At 68.3% G+C, this 17,100-nt stretch carries 20 protein-coding genes; 17 read left to right on the forward strand and 3 right to left on the reverse strand.

Annotation, left to right across the window (positions count from 1 at the left end; all coding sequences use genetic code 11):
* Positions 1–12: 12 nt before the first annotated feature.
* The 17 genes from folE to H7J89_RS11550 all read left to right on the forward strand — a co-directional run bounded on the left by folE (position 13) and on the right by H7J89_RS11550 (position 14,684).
* Positions 13–627: a GTP cyclohydrolase I FolE gene (gene folE / locus H7J89_RS11470; RefSeq protein WP_264043507.1), complete on the forward strand. Its 615-nt coding sequence runs from the start codon at positions 13–15 to the stop codon at positions 625–627.
* Between the two features lie 19 nt (positions 628–646).
* Positions 647–1,480 carry a dihydropteroate synthase gene (folP, locus tag H7J89_RS11475; RefSeq protein ID WP_264043509.1) on the forward strand — a complete coding sequence of 278 codons (834 nt, stop codon included), beginning with the start codon at positions 647–649 and terminating at the stop codon, positions 1,478–1,480.
* A complete protein-coding gene (gene folB, locus H7J89_RS11480) occupies positions 1,473–1,874 on the forward strand; it encodes a dihydroneopterin aldolase (RefSeq protein WP_067205910.1) in 402 nt (133 codons plus the stop codon). Before folP ends, folB begins: the two co-directional genes overlap by 8 nt.
* Before the next feature lie 121 nt (positions 1,875–1,995).
* Positions 1,996–2,544 (forward strand): 2-amino-4-hydroxy-6-hydroxymethyldihydropteridine diphosphokinase, encoded by a 549-nt coding sequence (gene folK / locus H7J89_RS11485; RefSeq protein ID WP_264043511.1) that lies wholly within the window; start codon positions 1,996–1,998, stop codon positions 2,542–2,544.
* Positions 2,544–3,020: a DUF3180 domain-containing protein gene (locus H7J89_RS11490; protein ID WP_264043513.1), complete on the forward strand. Its 477-nt coding sequence runs from the start codon at positions 2,544–2,546 to the stop codon at positions 3,018–3,020. The genes folK and H7J89_RS11490 overlap by 1 nt, the downstream gene beginning before the upstream one ends.
* 86 nt (positions 3,021–3,106) lie before the next feature.
* Positions 3,107–4,480: a DUF6779 domain-containing protein gene (locus tag H7J89_RS11495; protein WP_264043515.1), complete on the forward strand. Its 1,374-nt coding sequence runs from the start codon at positions 3,107–3,109 to the stop codon at positions 4,478–4,480.
* Between the two features lie 116 nt (positions 4,481–4,596).
* Positions 4,597–5,508, forward strand: coding sequence for a Rossmann-like and DUF2520 domain-containing protein (locus H7J89_RS11500; RefSeq protein WP_264043840.1), 912 nt, complete (start codon positions 4,597–4,599; stop codon positions 5,506–5,508).
* Positions 5,505–6,443, forward strand: a complete 939-nt coding sequence (gene panC, locus H7J89_RS11505) for a pantoate--beta-alanine ligase (protein WP_264043517.1) — start codon at positions 5,505–5,507, stop codon at positions 6,441–6,443. The genes H7J89_RS11500 and panC overlap by 4 nt, the downstream gene beginning before the upstream one ends.
* A complete protein-coding gene (gene panD, locus H7J89_RS11510) occupies positions 6,443–6,862 on the forward strand; it encodes an aspartate 1-decarboxylase (RefSeq protein ID WP_264043518.1) in 420 nt (139 codons plus the stop codon). Before panC ends, panD begins: the two co-directional genes overlap by 1 nt.
* A 2-nt stretch (positions 6,863–6,864) precedes the next feature.
* Complete coding sequence (locus H7J89_RS11515; RefSeq protein ID WP_264043520.1) at positions 6,865–7,680, forward strand: type III pantothenate kinase; 816 nt, start codon at positions 6,865–6,867, stop codon at positions 7,678–7,680.
* Between the two features lie 48 nt (positions 7,681–7,728).
* On the forward strand, positions 7,729–9,231 hold the full coding sequence (gene lysS, locus H7J89_RS11520; protein WP_264043522.1) for a lysine--tRNA ligase: 1,503 nt from the start codon (positions 7,729–7,731) through the stop codon (positions 9,229–9,231).
* A gap of 124 nt (positions 9,232–9,355) precedes the next feature.
* Positions 9,356–9,694 (forward strand): histone-like nucleoid-structuring protein Lsr2, encoded by a 339-nt coding sequence (lsr2, locus tag H7J89_RS11525; RefSeq protein ID WP_066955505.1) that lies wholly within the window; start codon positions 9,356–9,358, stop codon positions 9,692–9,694.
* A gap of 312 nt (positions 9,695–10,006) precedes the next feature.
* Positions 10,007–12,541, forward strand: coding sequence for an ATP-dependent protease ATP-binding subunit ClpC (clpC1, locus tag H7J89_RS11530; RefSeq protein ID WP_264043524.1), 2,535 nt, complete (start codon positions 10,007–10,009; stop codon positions 12,539–12,541).
* A 69-nt stretch (positions 12,542–12,610) separates the two neighbouring features.
* Positions 12,611–12,991 (forward strand): YbjQ family protein, encoded by a 381-nt coding sequence (locus H7J89_RS11535; RefSeq protein WP_264043526.1) that lies wholly within the window; start codon positions 12,611–12,613, stop codon positions 12,989–12,991.
* 139 nt (positions 12,992–13,130) lie between these two features.
* Positions 13,131–13,346 (forward strand): CbtB domain-containing protein, encoded by a 216-nt coding sequence (locus H7J89_RS11540; protein ID WP_066955490.1) that lies wholly within the window; start codon positions 13,131–13,133, stop codon positions 13,344–13,346.
* Between the two features lie 4 nt (positions 13,347–13,350).
* The gene (locus H7J89_RS11545; protein WP_264043528.1) at positions 13,351–14,142 is read left to right on the forward strand and encodes a CbtA family protein; all 792 of its coding nucleotides are present in this window, start codon (positions 13,351–13,353) and stop codon (positions 14,140–14,142) included.
* The gene (locus H7J89_RS11550; RefSeq protein WP_264043530.1) at positions 14,139–14,684 is read left to right on the forward strand and encodes a histidine phosphatase family protein; all 546 of its coding nucleotides are present in this window, start codon (positions 14,139–14,141) and stop codon (positions 14,682–14,684) included. The genes H7J89_RS11545 and H7J89_RS11550 overlap by 4 nt, the downstream gene beginning before the upstream one ends.
* 23 nt (positions 14,685–14,707) lie before the next feature.
* Here the strand turns inward: H7J89_RS11550 and H7J89_RS11555 are convergent, their stop codons facing one another.
* The 3 genes from H7J89_RS11555 to mhuD all read right to left on the reverse strand — a co-directional run bounded on the left by H7J89_RS11555 (position 14,708) and on the right by mhuD (position 17,068).
* Entirely contained in the window at positions 14,708–15,148 is a 441-nt protein-coding gene (locus H7J89_RS11555; RefSeq protein ID WP_264043532.1) for a pyridoxamine 5'-phosphate oxidase family protein, read from the reverse strand.
* Between the two features lie 260 nt (positions 15,149–15,408).
* Positions 15,409–16,773 (reverse strand): serine hydrolase, encoded by a 1,365-nt coding sequence (locus H7J89_RS11560; protein ID WP_264043534.1) that lies wholly within the window; start codon positions 16,771–16,773, stop codon positions 15,409–15,411.
* Positions 16,748–17,068, reverse strand: a complete 321-nt coding sequence (gene mhuD, locus H7J89_RS11565; RefSeq protein ID WP_264043536.1) for a mycobilin-forming heme oxygenase MhuD — start codon at positions 17,066–17,068, stop codon at positions 16,748–16,750. The genes H7J89_RS11560 and mhuD overlap by 26 nt, the downstream gene beginning before the upstream one ends.
* Between the last annotated feature and the right edge of the window lie 32 nt (positions 17,069–17,100).

Below are 17,100 nucleotides of genomic sequence, written 5' to 3' on the forward strand. Positions count from 1 at the left end.
ACGGAGGATTCGATGGCCTTAACTGGTTTGGGGCCGGACACCGCCACTCCCACCACTCGGGCGTTCGACCATCAGCGCGCCGAGGCCGCGGTCCGGGAATTGCTGTACGCCATCGGCGAGGACCCGGACCGGCACGGTCTGCGGGAGACGCCGGCTCGGGTAGCCCGTGCCTACCAGGAGATGTTCGCCGGGCTCTACACCGATCCGGACAGCGTGCTGAACACGATGTTCGACGAAGATCACGACGAGCTGGTGCTGGTGAAGGAAATCCCGCTGTACTCCACCTGTGAACACCACCTGGTCTCGTTCCACGGTGTGGCCCACGTCGGCTACATCCCGGGCAACGACGGCCGGGTGACCGGGCTGTCGAAGATCGCGCGACTGGTCGACCTCTACGCCAAGCGGCCGCAGGTGCAGGAGCGGCTGACCAGCCAGATCGCCGACGCCCTGATGAAGAAACTCAACCCGCGCGGCGTGATCGTCGTGATCGAGGCCGAGCACCTGTGCATGGCCATGCGCGGTGTCCGCAAGCCCGGCGCGGTCACCACCACCTCGGCGGTGCGCGGACAGTTCAAATCCAACGCCGCTTCCCGAGCCGAAGCCCTCGATCTCATCCTGCGTAAGTGAGTCGGCGCCTGTGCGGGTTATGGGAGTCCTGAACGTCACCGACGACTCGTTCTCCGATGGCGGCCGCTATCTGGACACCGGCGACGCAGTGGCGCACGGACTGGCGCTGGCCGCCGACGGCGCGGACATCGTCGATGTCGGAGGGGAGTCGACTCGGCCCGGCGCCACGCGGATCGACCCACGGGTCGAGACCTTCCGTGTGATCCCCGTCGTCAAAGAGCTTGTGGCAGAAGGCATCACCGTGAGCATCGATACCATGCACGCGGACGTGGCGCGGGCGGCGCTGCAGAACGGTGCGCGTATCGTCAACGATGTGTCGGGGGGACGCGCCGATCCCGGTATGGCGCCACTGCTGGCCGACGCCGGGGTGCCCTGGGTGCTGATGCATTGGCGGTCGGTGTCGGCCGACCGCCCGCATGCGCCCCCGCCGTACGACGACGTGGTCGCCGAAGTGCGCGCCGAGCTGCTCGCCAGCGTCGACGCCGCGGTGGCCGCCGGCGTGAACCCCGCCAATCTGGTGATCGACCCGGGACTCGGGTTCGCCAAGACGGGTCAACACAATTGGGCGCTGCTGCGCGCCTTGCCGCAGCTGGTCAGCACCGGGATCCCGGTGCTCCTGGGCGCATCGCGCAAACGGTTCCTCGGTACGTTGTTGGCCGGGCCCGACGGCTTGCCGCGCCCGCCCGCCGGCCGTGAGACGGCGACCGCGGTGATCTCCGCGCTGGCAGCGCTGTACGGGGCGTGGGGTGTTCGCGTCCACGACGTGCGGGCCACGGCCGACGCGCTCAAGGTGGTGGGGGCGTGGACGCAAAGCGAAACGCAGCAGACCGACCTGGCTGGAGACGATGGCTGACCGAATCGAATTGCGGGGGTTGACGATTCGTGGACGACACGGAGTTTTCGATCACGAGCGGGCCGACGGGCAAGACTTTGTTGTCGATATGACCGTGTGGATCGACCTCGCCGGGGCCGCCGCCAGCGACGAGCTGGCCGACACCTACGACTACGCTGCCCTGGCCGAGCTGGCGGCCGACGTCGTGGCCGGGCCGCCGCGCAACTTGATCGAAGCGGTCGGGGGCGAGATCGCCGACCGGGTGATGGAAGACGACAGAGTGCACGCCGTCGAGGTGGTGGTGCACAAGCCGCAGGCCCCGATCCCGCAGCAGTTCGCCGACGTCGCGGTGGTGGTGCGACGGTCGCGGCGCGGCGGTCGCGGTTCGGTGGTTCCGGCGGGCCGGGCGTTATGACGCGCGACGTCGACGATGACGCCGGCGTAGCCGCGGTCATGGGGGTACCACCCGCTTGCGGGGGTGGGGGCACGCCCCCAGAGGGAGGTACCCCCACCCACTTGTGGGGGAAGCGGCGCCTATGACTTGGGTGGTGCTGTCCATCGGGTCCAACCTGGGCGACCGACTGGCGCGTCTGCAGTCGGTCGTCGACGGGCTGGGCGAGAAGGTGCTCGCGGTGTCCCCGGTGTACGAGACCGACCCGTGGGGCCGGGTCGATCAGGCGCCGTTCCTCAACGCGGTGCTGATCGCCAACGACCCGGCGTGCGACGGGCAGTGCTGGCTGCGCCGGGCCCAGGAATTCGAGCGGGCGGCGGGCCGCGTGCGCGGCGAGCGCTGGGGCCCGCGCACCCTCGACGTCGACCTGATCGCCTGTTACGGCGAGGCGGAGGTGGTGTCCCGCGAGAACAACCTCACGCTGCCGCACCCGCTGGCCCATTTGCGGGCCTTCGTCATGATCCCGTGGCTTGCCGTCGACCCCGATGCCCAGCTGACCGTCGGGGAGGGCCCGCGACCGGTCGCGAGCCTGCTCGCCGAACTGGAGCCGGCCGACCGGGAAAGCGTCCGGTTGACCAGCCTGACGCTCGAGCGGGCGGGCGGCTCCCCGGCCGACCCGGAACCGGAAGCCTGATGGGCCCGACCCGCAAGCGTGACCTGACGGCCGCGGTCGTCGGCGCTGCGGTGGTGGGTTATCTGCTGGTCAACGCCCTCTACCGGTGGTTTCCGCCCATCACGGTCTGGACGGGCCTGTCGCTGCTGGCGGTGGCCATCGCAGAAGCGTTATGGGCGCGCCATGTGCGGGCCAAGATCGCCGACGGCGAAATCGGCATCGGCCCCGGCTCGCTGCACCCGCTGGCGGTGGCGCGCAGCCTCATGGTCGCCAAGGCGTCGGCCTGGGTGGGCGCGCTGGTGCTGGGCTGGTGGGCCGGCGTGCTCGTGTACTTCCTGCCGCGGCGGTCCTGGCTGCGTTCGGCCGCCGAGGACACGAGCGGCGCCGTCGTCGCGGCCGTCAGCGCGCTGGCGCTACTCGTCGCCGCGCTGTGGCTGCAGCATTGCTGCAAGTCCCCGCCGGATCAGACCGAGCACGGCGAAGGCGCGGAAAACTAGCCCACTCGTGTGCCGCCGACAACCGGCGTGAGAATCGCCGGAGTAGGGCGACACGCGGAATGACCTCGCGCAGGTACAGTCAGGCCATGACCGTTCTGTCCCGCGGCGCCCGGGTGCGGCGCGGCGGCCGCAGGCCGGGTTGGGTGCTCTTGACCGCGTTGCTGGTCCTCGCGATGGGGGCCAGTTCCGCACTGGTTTTCACCAATCGGGTGGAACTCCTCAAGCTCGCTGTAATCCTGGCGCTGTGGGCCGCAGTCGCCGGTGCCTTCGTCTCGGTGCTGTACCGCCGCCAGAGCGACGCGGATCAATCCCGCGTCCGCGACCTGAAGCTGGTGTACGACCTGCAGCTGGATCGCGAGATCTCGGCCCGCCGCGAGTATGAACTGACCGTGGAGTCCCAGCTGCGCCGCGAGTTGGCTTCCGAGCTGCGCGCCCAGGCCGCCGACGACCTGGCCGAGCTGCGGGCGGAGTTGAGCGCGTTGCGCACCAGCCTGGAGATCCTGTTCGACACCGACCTCGCCCAGCGCCCGGCGCTCGAGACGCCGGAGAACGAGGCGCCACGCGAGCGCGCGTACAGCGAGTGGGACCGCAACGGCGAGACCCCGCGCGACGCGCCCTACGACTGGGTCTCCAGCGACCGGGTCGCCTCCGTCCAGGACAACCCGCCGGGCCGCGCCGACGAAACGGCGATCATCGACGTGCCCGAGGAACCGCTGTTGCCGCCCCGGCAGGCGCAGCCCCGCCGCGAGCAGGTCCGTCACCAGTACGAAGCGCCACAGGAGCCGGCGCCGCCGCCGCCCCAATCGGAGCCGTCGTACAGCGCCGCGCCGCCCCAGCCGGAGCCGCGATTCGAACCTCGCCAGCCGCCGCCACCGCCACCGCCCCAGCCGCAGCCGGAGCCTCAGCCGCATGTGCAGGGCTGGCAGCCGGCGGGTGCGTCGGGACTGTGGTTGCCGCCCGGAACGCCGGGCAGCAACTGGGCCGGCTCCGAACCGTCCGTCACACCGGCCGACGAAGCGTCGGGGGGGCGGCGGCGCGCCCGCCACACCGAGTCGGACGAGGCCTGGGCCGGCCCGCCCGCTGAGCCGGTGACGCCGCCGTACGGCGAATCGGGTCGCCGGGCACGATCGCGCCACTCGGCGGAATACCGCGACTACGGGGTGCGCAATTTCACGCCCACAAACGAGCCGGCCTTCACGCCGCCGCCCCCCGTTCCGGCCACGCCCCCGCCCCCGCCGCCACCGCAGTCGCCACCCCCCGCCGCCGAGCAACCACCTCGGCTGGCGCCGCCGCCCGCGCCGGAACACACACCCCGCCACGGCGGCGTGGACCCGCAGGAGGAGGCCTTGAACGGGATGGGCGAGGGCCCCTCGACCGGGGGCCAGTCGGTTGCCGACCTGTTGGCGCGGTTGCAGGTGCAGCCGTCCGAGGGCGGCCGGCGCCGCCGCCGCGACGGCTGAGCTGGGAGCTTCCTCACATTGGGTGCCGCCCGGTAATCGACTACAGTTTTAGTGACCGAACGGTACCCACCAAAGTGGGACCGGAACGAACGAAGAAATCTGTGAGGTCGTCTGCGATGGTGCAGTTCGACGGTTTGCGCCCGGCCAGGCTCAAGGTGGGAGTCATTTCCGCCGGCCGGGTCGGCACCGCACTCGGGGTCGCGCTGGAGCGCGCCGACCACGTCGTGGTCGCATGCAGCGCCATCTCCCACGCGTCGCGGCAGCGCGCACAGCGTTGGCTGCCCGATACCCCGGTGGTGGCCCCGCCGGACGTGGCCGCCGGCGCCGAGCTGCTGCTGCTGGCCGTTCCCGACAGCGAACTCGCCGGCCTGGTGTCCGGGCTGGCCGCGACGTCGTCGGTGCGGCCGGGCACGATCGTCGCCCACACGTCCGGCGCCAACGGGGTGGGCATCCTCGCGCCGCTGACCCAGGACGGTTGCATCCCGCTCGCGATTCACCCAGCGATGACGTTCACCGGCTCCGATGAGGACATCAGCAGGCTGCCCGACACCTGCTTCGGCATCACCGCGGCCGACGATGTGGGCTACGCGATCGGGCAGTCGCTCGTCCTGGAGATGGGCGGCGAGCCGTTCTGCGTGCGTGAGGAAGCGCGGGTGCTCTACCACGCCGCCCTGGCGCATGCGGGCAACCACCTGGTGACGGTGCTCGCCGACGCCCTTGAAGCGTTGCGGGCCGCGCTGCGCGGCAGCGAACTACTCGGGCAGCAGTCCGTCGAAGACCAGCCGGGTGGGATCGCCGAACGCATCGTCGGCCCGCTGGCCCGGGCGGCGCTGGAGAACACCCTGCAACGCGGGCAGGCCGCGCTGACCGGTCCGGTCGCGCGCGGTGACGCCGCCGCGGTCGCAGGGCACCTTGACGCGCTGAACCAGGCCGACCCGGAACTGGCGCAGGCGTACCGGGTGAACGCCCTGCGGACCGCCCGGCGCGCCCACGCCCCCGCCGACGTCGTCGAGGTCCTGGCGGGATGAGACCAGGCAAGCCGCCCGCCTTCAACGCCGGCGAACTCAACGTGTACTCGCGGCCGCGCGACGTCAGTGACGTCAGCCGGGCTCTGCGCCATACCGGCCGCCGGGTGATGTTGGTGCCGACGATGGGCGCGCTGCACGAGGGTCACCTCACCCTGGTCCGCGCCGCCAAGCGGGTGCCCGGCTCGGTGGTGGCGGTGTCGATCTTCGTCAACCCGCTTCAGTTCGGCGCCGGGGAGGATCTCGACGCCTACCCGCGGACCCTGGACGACGACCTGGCGCTGCTGCGCCGCGAAGGCGTCGAAATCGTGTTCGCCCCAACGGCGGCGGCCATGTATCCCGACGGCCTGCGCACCACCGTGCAGCCCGGTCCGCTGGCCGCCGACCTAGAGGGCGGTCCGCGACCGACCCACTTCGCCGGCGTGTTGACCGTGGTTTGCAAGCTGCTGCAGATCGTGCGCCCGGACCGAGTGTTCTTCGGCGAGAAGGACTATCAGCAACTGGTGCTGATCCGGCAGATGGTCGCCGACCTGAACCTCGACGTCGCGGTGGTCGGCGTGCCCACCGTGCGCGAAGCCGACGGGCTGGCCATGTCGTCGCGCAACCGCTACCTCGATCCGGCGCAGCGTGAGGCGGCCGTGGCGGTCTCCGCGGCGCTGACGGCGGCCGCGCACGCCGCCGACGCCGGGCCGCAGGCCGCGCTGGACGCGGCGCGCGAGGTGCTCGATGCGGTGCCCGAGCTCACGGTCGACTACCTCGAGTTGCGCGACGCGGACCTGGGCCCGTTGGGCAGCAACAGAACCGGCCGGTTGCTCGTCGCGGTCCGGCTGGGCGGCACCAGGCTGCTGGACAACATCTCGATCGAGATCGAAACTTCGCCGGCACCCGTGGGGCCGGACGGATATCGGGACACCCGTGAATCATCTTGGAGGAATTGATGCTACGGACGATGCTCAAGTCGAAGATCCACCGCGCCACCGTCACCCAGGCTGACCTGCACTACGTCGGCTCGGTGACCATCGACGCCGACCTGATGGACGCTGCGGACCTGCTCGAGGGCGAGCAGGTGACCATCGTCGACATCGACAACGGCGCCCGCCTGGTGACCTATGCGATCACCGGGGAGCGGGGCAGCGGCGTGATCGGAATCAATGGCGCCGCAGCCCATCTCGTGCACCCCGGCGACCTGGTGATCCTGATCGCGTACGGGACCATGGAAGAGGCCGAGGCGAAGTCCTACCAGCCGCGGATTGTGTTCGTCGACGCCGACAACAAGCCGATCGACCTGGGCCACGATCCGGCCTTCGTGCCCGCGGACGTCGCCGAGCTGTTGGATCCCCGAATCGTTGCGCGGTAACCGTGCTGCTCGCCATCGACGTCCGTAACACCCACACCGTCGTGGGGCTGATCTCCGGGTCCAAGGAGCACGCAAAGGTCGTGCAGCACTGGCGGATCCGGACCGAGTCCGAGGTGACCGCGGACGAGCTGGCCCTGACCATCGACGGCCTGATCGGCGACGACTCCGAGCGGCTCACCGGCGCGGCCGCCCTCTCCACCGTCCCGTCGGTGCTGCACGAAGTGCGGATCATGCTCGACCAGTACTGGCCGTCGGTGCCGCACGTGTTGATCGAACCCGGGGTGCGCACCGGCATCCCACTGCTCGTCGACAATCCAAAAGAAGTCGGCGCCGACCGAATCGTCAACTGCCTGGCCGCATTTCATCGCTTTCAAAGCGCCGCCATCGTCATCGACTTCGGTTCATCGATCTGCGTCGACGTGGTGTCGGCCAAGGGCGAATTTCTCGGCGGCGCGATCGCGCCCGGCGTGCAGGTCTCCTCGGACGCCGCCGCGGCCCGCTCCGCGGCGCTGCGCCGCGTGGAGCTGTCCCGCCCCCGTTCGGTAGTGGGCAAGAACACCGTCGAATGCATGCAGGCCGGAGCCGTGTTCGGCTTCGCCGGTCTGGTCGACGGGCTGGTCGGGCGCATTCGCGAGGACATCGAGGGCTTCGCCGGAGACGACGTCGCGGTGGTCGCGACGGGCCACACAGCCCCGCTGCTGCTGCCCGAGCTGCACACGCCCAGCCATTACGACCAGCATCTGACCCTGCAGGGACTGCGCCTGGTGTTCGAACGCAACCGGGACACCCAGCGCGGTCGGCTGAAAACCGCGCGCTGAGACGGCGTCAACGCAAGCTCGAAGACCAGTCATTTAAGCTGGCACGTCGTGAGTGACGCCGACCCCGCAGACCTGCCCGAGCAGTTCCGCATCCGCCGGGACAAGCGGGCTCGCTTGCTGGCGGAGGGTCGTGAGCCGTATCCGGTCGCGATCGAACGCACCCACACCCTGGCGCAGGTCCGCGCCGAGCATCCCGACCTGCCGACCGACACCGCGACCGAAGACGTCGTCGGCGTCGCGGGACGGGTGATGTTCGCGCGCAACTCCGGGAAATTGTGCTTCGCGACACTTCAGGAGGGCGACGGCACCAGCCTGCAGGTGATGATCAGCCTCGACAAGGTGGGACCCGAAGCGCTCGATGAGTGGAAAGCCGAAGTCGACCTCGGCGACATCGTCTACGTACACGGCAACGTGATCAGCTCACGCCGCGGCGAATTGTCCGTCCTGGCCGATTCATGGCAAATGGCGGCGAAATCGTTGCGACCGCTGCCCGTGGCCCACAAGGAGATGAGCGAAGAGGCGCGGGTGCGGCAGCGCTACGTCGACCTCATCGTCCGGCCCCAGGCGCGCACGGTGGCGCGGCAGCGGATCGCCGTCGTGCGCGCCATACGCAACTCGCTGGAACGGCGCGGGTTTCTCGAAGTCGAAACGCCTATGCTGCAGACGCTGGCGGGGGGCGCGGCGGCGCGACCGTTCGTCACGCACTCCAATGCTCTCGACATGGATCTGTACCTGCGGATCGCGCCGGAACTGTTCCTCAAGCGCTGCATCGTCGGGGGTTTTGACAAGGTCTTCGAAGTAAATCGAGTCTTCCGAAACGAAGGCGCCGATTCCACCCATTCTCCGGAATTCTCCATGCTGGAGACCTACCAGGCGTACGGAACCTATGACGATTCGGCAGTGGTCACCCGTGAGCTTATTCAAGAGGTCGCCGATGAGGCGATCGGAACCAGACAACTACCGCTGCCCGACGGGAGTGTCTACGACATAGACGGAGAATGGGCGTCGATTCAAATGTACCCGTCGCTGTCGGCGGCGCTCGGCGAAGAGATCACGCCCGAGACGTCGGTCGACCGGCTTTGGGTCATCGCGGACCGGCTCGGAGTCGAGATTCCCCGCGATCGCGGCTACGGGCACGGCAAGCTCGTCGAGGAGCTCTGGGAGCACACGGTGGGAGATGCGCTGACCGCGCCCACCTTCGTGCGGGACTTCCCGGTTGAGACAACGCCTTTGACCCGCCAGCACCGCAGCATCCCCGGGGTGACCGAGAAGTGGGACCTCTACGTGCGCGGTGTCGAACTGGCCACCGGCTACTCCGAATTGAACGACCCCGTGGTGCAGCGGGAGAGATTCGCCGCGCAAGCCCGCGCCGCGGCTGCCGGCGACGACGAAGCGATGGTGCTCGACGAGGACTTTCTTGCCGCCCTCGAGTATGCGATGCCGCCGTGTACCGGAACGGGAATGGGTATCGATCGGTTGTTGATGTCTTTGACCGGACTGTCAATTCGAGAGACAGTTTTGTTCCCGATTGTTCGGCCGCACTCCACTTGAAAAGTGCAACTGTGCGGCTTGGGGCCGGATTGAGTATGCTCCGTTGTTATGGCAGATTGATGACCCGGGGAGGCTCACCCAATCTGCTCGGCAACTGTTCAGGACGAAATGCGAGGATAAGCTAATGGCGAAAAAAGTGACCGTCACCTTGGTCGATGATTTCGACGGTGCCGGCGCAGCCGACGAAACGGTCGAATTCGGGCTTGACGGGGTGACCTATGAGATTGACCTTTCGTCTAAGAATGCCGCGAAACTCCGCAGCGACCTGAAGCAGTGGGTGGAAGCCGGCCGTCGGGTCGGCGGCCGTCGGCGTGGGCGTTCCGGATCCGGCCGCGGCCGTGGCGCGATCGACCGTGAACAGAGCGCGGCGATCCGCGAGTGGGCTCGCCGAAACGGTCACAACGTTTCGACGCGCGGCCGCATCCCGGCCGACGTCATCGACGCGTTCCACGCGGCGACCTGACAAACCTCTCACCGGCGTCCGGGCGAGAAGCCTGGGCGCCGGTTTGTCATTTCGCTGGCCGCGAAAATGATCGCCGGTGAGTAAGGAAACGAATTGGCACTGCGCCACGTTGATTCGGTTACGGCGCTGTAATCACAGGGAGATCGCCCGAAGCGGGCCCCGCGGGTCTTGAACAGCAAGGAACCGCAAGGTTATGCCCCCTGGCAGGCCGACCATTACAGTGGATGGCAGGTATGCGATTCCGGCCCCAACGGGGACCGGTGGGCCACTGAAAGGCTAGTACCGATGGTGAGGGAGAGCAGGTAACCACCGATGTTTGAACGATTTACCGACCGTGCCCGCAGGGTCGTCGTCCTGGCGCAAGAAGAGGCCCGGATGCTCAACCACAACTACATCGGCACCGAGCACATCCTGTTGGGTCTGATTCACGAGGGCGAGGGCGTCGCCGCCAAGTCGCTGGAGTCGCTGGGTATCTCCCTCGAGGGCGTCCGCAGCCAGGTCGAGGAGATCATCGGCCAGGGCCAGCAGGCGCCGTCGGGCCACATCCCGTTCACGCCGCGCGCCAAGAAGGTCCTCGAGCTGAGCCTGCGCGAGGCGCTGCAGCTCGGCCACAACTACATCGGCACCGAGCACATCCTGCTGGGCCTGATCCGCGAGGGTGAGGGCGTGGCCGCCCAGGTGTTGGTGAAGCTGGGCGCCGAGCTCACCCGGGTGCGCCAGCAGGTCATCCAGCTGCTGAGCGGTTACCAGGGCAAGGAGGCCGCGGAGGCCGGGACCGGTGGCCGCGGCGGCGAATCGGGCAGCCCGTCAACCTCGTTGGTGCTCGACCAGTTCGGGCGCAACCTGACGGCCGCCGCGATGGAAGGCAAGCTCGACCCGGTCATCGGCCGTGAGAAGGAAATCGAGCGGGTGATGCAGGTGCTGAGCCGGCGCACCAAGAACAACCCGGTGCTGATCGGCGAGCCCGGCGTCGGCAAGACCGCCGTCGTCGAGGGCCTGGCGCAGGCCATCGTGCACGGTCAGGTGCCCGAGACGCTGAAGGACAAGCAGCTCTACACGCTGGACCTCGGTTCGCTGGTGGCCGGCTCGCGCTACCGCGGTGACTTCGAGGAACGCCTGAAGAAGGTGCTCAAGGAGATCAACACCCGCGGCGACATCATCCTGTTCATCGACGAGCTGCACACGCTGGTCGGAGCGGGTGCCGCCGAGGGCGCGATCGACGCGGCCAGCATCCTCAAGCCCAAACTGGCCCGCGGTGAGCTGCAGACCATCGGCGCCACCACGCTCGACGAGTACCGCAAGTACATCGAGAAGGACGCCGCCCTGGAGCGGCGCTTCCAGCCGGTGCAGGTGGGCGAGCCGACGGTGGAGCACACCATCGAGATCCTCAAGGGTCTGCGCGACCGTTACGAGGCGCACCACCGGGTGTCCATCACCGACTCGGCGCTGGTGGCCGCGGCCACCCTGGCCGACCGCTACATCAACGACCGGTTCCTGCCGGACAAGGCGATCGACCTGATCGACGAGGCCGGCGCCCGGATGCGGATCCGTCGGATGACCGCGCCGCCAGACCTGCGTGAGTTCGACGAGAAGATCGCCGAGGCCCGCCGCGAGAAGGAATCGGCCATCGACGCCCAGGACTTCGAGAAGGCGGCCAGCCTCCGCGACCGCGAAAAGACTCTGGTCGCTCAGCGCGCCGAGCGCGAAAAGCAGTGGCGCTCAGGTGATCTCGACGTGGTCGCCGAGGTCGACGACGAGCAGATCGCCGAGGTGCTGGGCAACTGGACCGGCATCCCGGTGTTCAAGCTCACCGAGGCGGAGACCACCCGGCTGCTGCGCATGGAGGATGAGCTGCACAAGCGGATCATCGGCCAGGTGGACGCGGTCAAGGCCGTCTCCAAGGCGATCCGCCGTACCCGTGCCGGGCTGAAGGATCCGAAGCGTCCCTCCGGTTCGTTCATCTTCGCCGGCCCGTCCGGTGTCGGTAAGACCGAGCTGTCCAAGGCGCTGGCCAACTTCCTGTTCGGCGACGACGACGCGCTCATCCAGATCGACATGGGCGAGTTCCACGACCGGTTCACCGCGTCGCGGCTGTTCGGTGCCCCGCCGGGATACGTCGGCTACGAGGAGGGCGGCCAGCTCACCGAGAAGGTGCGGCGCAAGCCGTTCTCGGTGGTGCTGTTCGACGAGATCGAGAAGGCCCACCAGGAGATCTACAACAGCCTGTTGCAGGTCCTCGAGGACGGCCGGCTCACCGACGGCCAGGGACGCACGGTGGACTTCAAGAACACTGTGCTGATCTTCACCTCGAACCTCGGTACGTCGGACATCTCGAAGCCGGTCGGCCTGGGCTTCACCCAGGGTGGCGGTGAGAACAACTACGAGCGGATGAAGCAGAAGGTCAACGACGAGCTGAAGAAGCACTTCCGCCCGGAGTTCCTCAACCGCATCGACGACATCATCGTCTTCCACCAGCTCACCAAGGAAGAGATCATCCAGATGGTCGACCTGATGATCGAACGGGTCGGCAAGCAGCTCAAGGCCAAGGACATGGCCATGGAGCTGACCGACAAGGCGAAGGCGTTGCTGGCGAAGCGGGGCTTCGACCCGGTGCTGGGTGCCCGCCCGCTGCGGCGCACCATCCAGCGCGAGATCGAGGACCAACTGTCCGAGAAGATCCTCTTCGAGGAGGTCGGGCCGGGACAGATCGTCACGGTCGACGTGGACAACTGGGACGGCGAGAGCGCCGGCGAGGACGCGGTGTTCACCTTCACCGGTACCCGCAAGCCGCCGGCCGAGCCGGACCTGGCGAAGGCCGGGGCGCACGCGGCCCCAGAAACGCCGTAGCACTGCAGCAAACGGGTGGTTAATCTCTGACGGGATTGACCACCCGTTTCGCATGCAAGGAGCCCGCCTGTGCTGATCGTCACCACCAACGACCTCCCGGGCTGGGAGATTCAGCGCGTCTGCGGCGAGGTGTTCGGGCTGACCGTCCGCTCGCGCAACGCGATTTCCCAGATGGGTGCGGGCTTCAAGGCCATGTTCGGCGGTGAGCTGGCCGGCATGACCAAGAACCTGGCCGAAAGCCGGAACGAAGCGATGGGCCGGTTGATCGACGAGGCGCGTAAACGCGGCGGCAACGCGATTGTCGCAATGCGTTTCGACACGACCGAAATCGGCGACGTGTGGACCGAGATCTGCGCGTACGGCACGGCGGTTCAGGCCACACCGGTCACCGAGGCCGCGAAATACACGGCGAGCCAGCTGGGCTACGGTGCCCCACCGCCACAGCATTGACCCCCGGTTTACACTGACTTCGTCCTGACGGGCAACGGAATCTGGTGAAAGTCCAGAACGGTCGCGCCACTGTCGATAGTCAGACCCATGGCCCGTCATCACCAGCGGGGACGCGTATATCCCCGGAAGGAGCGCCATCGTGTCGAATCCCGAGCTGACCGGCAGCCGCACCCGATCGGTTGACCTGTCGGCGGCAAGCGCCGCGGTCTGGTTGGCGGCAACCGCCTTCCTGGCGCTGTTGGCGCTCTACTTCGTCGGCGTCGACCAGGGAGCGGTGTCGCTCTTCGGCAGCGATTCGCACGTGCACGAGTTCATGCACGACGCGCGGCACCTGCTCGGCTTCCCCTGCCACTGATCGCGTGGAGAAGCGTCTGATCGGACGCGGCCTGCTGGCCGGTGCAGTCGGCGCGGCGCTGGCGTTCGCCTTCGCCCGCCTGTGCGCCGAGCCGGTGACCGGCCGCGCGATCGCTTTCGAGGACGGCCGCGCCGACGCGGAGAACGCCCATGGCGTGCACGAGCACGGCGCCGAGTTGTTCAGCCGCGGAGTCCAGTCCAACGCCGGGTTGGGCTTCGGTGTGCTCATCTTCGGCCTCGCGATGGGCGCGCTGTTCGGAGTGCTGTTCTGCGTCGCCGCCGCGCGCGCGACAAATGTTGGGGCGCGGGCGCTTTCGCTGCTGCTGGCGGCGGCCGCGTTCGTCGCGGTGTATTTGGTGCCGTTCGTGAAGTATCCACCGAACCCACCGGCGGTGGGGCAGGCGGACACGATCGGGGCGCGCACCGGCTGGTATCTGGTGATGGTGCTGGCGTCGGTGGTGCTGGCCGTCGCCGCGGCGTGGCTGGCGCGGCGGCTGACGGCCCGGTTCGGCGCGTGGAACGGCCGGCTGCTCGCGGTGGGCGGATACGTCGCGGCGGTGGCGGTGCTGATGATGTTGCTGCCGAACGTCGACGAGACGCCCGGACCGCTGCGCGACGCGGCGGGCGCGATCGTCTATCCGGGCTTTCCCGCCGACGTCCTCTACGAATTCAGGGTGCTGTCGCTGGCCACCCAGCTGGTGTTGTGGGTGACCATCGGCGTGGTGTTCGCGACGCTCGCCGGGCGGCTGCTTCAGGAGCGCGCCGGGAGCGGACGGGCATCGAGCATCCCGGCGTGACGGAGGTCGTGCGGCTGACCTTGGTGTCGCACGCGATGACCGATGCCATGGCGGCCGCGCTTTTCCCCGCCGACGAACCCCTCAACGACATGGGCCGTCGACAGGCCGAAGCCGCCGCCCAATTAGTCCGTGGCGCACGGCATTTCACCGGACCCGAGCGACGTGCCCGTCAAACGGCGCAGCTGCTGGGATTGGACGCCGCACCCGACCCGCTGCTGGCCGACCTGAATTGCGGTCGATGGCGCGGGAAGAGGCTTCAGGACGTGTCCTCCGGCGACCTGACGGTCTGGCTGACCGATCCCACCCGGGCCCCGCACGGCGGCGAGTCGATCACCGACCTGATGCGGCGGGTGGCCGGGTGGCTGAATTCGTTGACCGAGAGCGCGTCGGCCGCCGTCGCGGTGACGCACCCCGCGGTGATCCGGGCCGCGGTCCTGCACGGCCTCGACTCACCCCCGAAATCGTTCTGGGGCATCGACGTTGCACCGATGAGTCGCACCGGACTGCACTTTCGCGATGGCCGTTGGACGCTGCGCCTCTGACTGCGGCCGGACCGACCGGGCGGCTATGCTCCGCCGGCGTCGTCGACGATGCGGATGCCGGTGATGATCTCCGGCTGGATCGCGATCATGGTGTCCATGGTCATGTTGACCCACGGGTGTAAGAGTCGTTCGTAGCGCGCGAGTTGCTGCGGGTCGGTGATCGTGGTTGCCCACCCGGTGACCGCCACGGTCCAGCCGGTCCGCCGCTCGGGATCGAGGCGGTCGGCCTCGTAGGCCACCACCACACCGGCGCCGGCGCCCGACCGCACCACGGCGGACACCTTCGCTGCCAGGCGGGTGCGCACGATGATCCGCCCGTCGTCAACGACATGGTTCACCAGTCGGATCGCGGGCAGTGCCCTCTCGTTGAACACCACCCGACCATGGTCGACACTGGCCAGCAATCCCATCGCCTGGCGGTCATCGATTTGGCTCACCTCGCGTGGCGGTGTCAGCGCTGTCATTCGGCAGTCTCCGCTCGATGCGCGCCACCGCATGTGTGACCTGTGTGGTCGAGAAGATCATGAGGCGCAGCCACTTTCGATTGCCGCCGCCGACGGCCCATCTGCACATACAAGACCGCGCTACCTCCGTCCGGACCCCCGACTCTGGCAGGTTATGCAGTCTCGTCTGGCGCCGGACCCGTCGGGAAGGGCCAAAAGTCCCGCGTGGTATGTGGTCTGCGTCACTCAATCGGCCGAATGCGCCGCCGCTGCGCCAACCGCTAGCGCGGTGCGATGAGCGCGAAGGCCTGCTTGGCGACCTGCAGCATCCACCCGGTGACCGTCGGCCCGTGGTCGCGCGGCCAGTTGAGCTGGAAACTGACCACGTACGGCTGCTGGGTTTTGTCGACGGCGTACCAGCTGAAGGTCAGATCACCGGGCAGCCCACCGGCTTTCGCGCCGATGTAAGGCCAGACGTTGCGGTCCAGTTGGATGCCCGCCACTGAGGAGAGGATCTGTCTGACCGGTGCGGCCTTGCCGACGGCGTCGGCCTGCAGGGCCGCATGGACGCGGCAGATGTCCTCGGCGTTGCCGTACCACTCCGCGCCGTAGGACGATGCCGGGGAGTGGGCGCGGATCGGATCGGGTTCGTAGGGAGTCGAATTCGCCTGCTCCAACAGTTGGGCGCGGACTTGCGCTGACCCATGCTGCCATTGGGTGCGCAGGTCCGGCTTACCCCACCCGACGGAGAACAGCTCGTACATCGTGGGGAACGGCGTCATGCTGGCCGGGTCGTGGTGGCCCGCTGTGGCGAGCGCTTCTTCGATGGCGTGTGTGCCCAGCTTTCCGATCAACAGGTCGGTCGCCATGTTGTCGCTCGTCGCGATCATCTTCTCGGCGGCCGTCAGAACCGAAACCTGCGCTCCGGTGGGCAGTTGCAAACCGGACGAGCCCACCGCGCGGCTCTTGTCGGTGACGGTCAGCTGATCGTCCCAGGAGACCGTTCCGTCCTTGATGGCACGCGCCAGAGCGTGCAGCACGTACAACTTGAAAATCGATGCGAGCGGCAAAGATTCACCGGTGTTGGTGCCCGCGACCGGATCGCAGTGCCCGTTGTCGACCTTGGCGACCTGGTAGGAGTAGCGGGCGCCGGTCTTGCTCAACACCGCATCGATGTCGTGCCACGAATCGATCTTCGGCGCCTGCGTGTCGAGGTCGAACCGATCTACCCATCCGCCGTCGTCGGTGTGGATGCGGATGTCTTGTCGCGCACCGTAGGAGGACGTCAGGTGCAACGTGGCCACGCTGGCGCCCAGATCAACGCCGTTGAGGGTGAACGGCCGGTCCCACCAAAGCGACTCCATGGTGGTCTCCACCGATTTGACCATGTCGGGCGCGGCGAGGGTGCCGACACCGACCGGGCCGATGGGCCAGTCCGAGTTGAGCATGTCCAGCGTCTGCTGTGCCCGGATACCGGGCGGCGTCCGCACGTCGATCTGCCGGCCGGGATTGGCCGCGTTCGCCTGCGGTGAGGGGGAGGAGGCGCAACCGGGCGCGAGCGTGACTACCAGTGCGGCGGCGGCACTCAGCGCCACCGCGCGGCGCCGGGCCGAGTACCCCTTAGCCAGCCTGCTTGTTGCCGGCAACGTCCATCACAACCTCGAATTCCAGCAGCGAGGCCCCGGTCGCCACCGGGTTGGCCCGCTCGCCCGCATGGGCAGCAATGGCGGGCCCTTGCGCCCACGCCTGAAATGCGTCCTCGGACTCCCACTGCGTCACGACGAAGTAGCGGTCCTCGCCCTTGACCGGGCGCAGCAGCTGAAACCCGAGGAAGCCGGGCTGGTTGTCGACCGCGTGTGCCCGGTGTGCGAACCGCTTCTCCAGCTCCGGGCCGGCGTCGGCGGGCACTTCGATTGCGTTGATCTTCACCACTGGCGGCATGCCGCTAGGCTACCCCTTCGCCCGGCCTGTCC

The organism is Mycobacterium paraffinicum (genome assembly GCF_025822865.1).
GTDB classification, from domain to species: domain Bacteria; phylum Actinomycetota; class Actinomycetes; order Mycobacteriales; family Mycobacteriaceae; genus Mycobacterium; species Mycobacterium paraffinicum.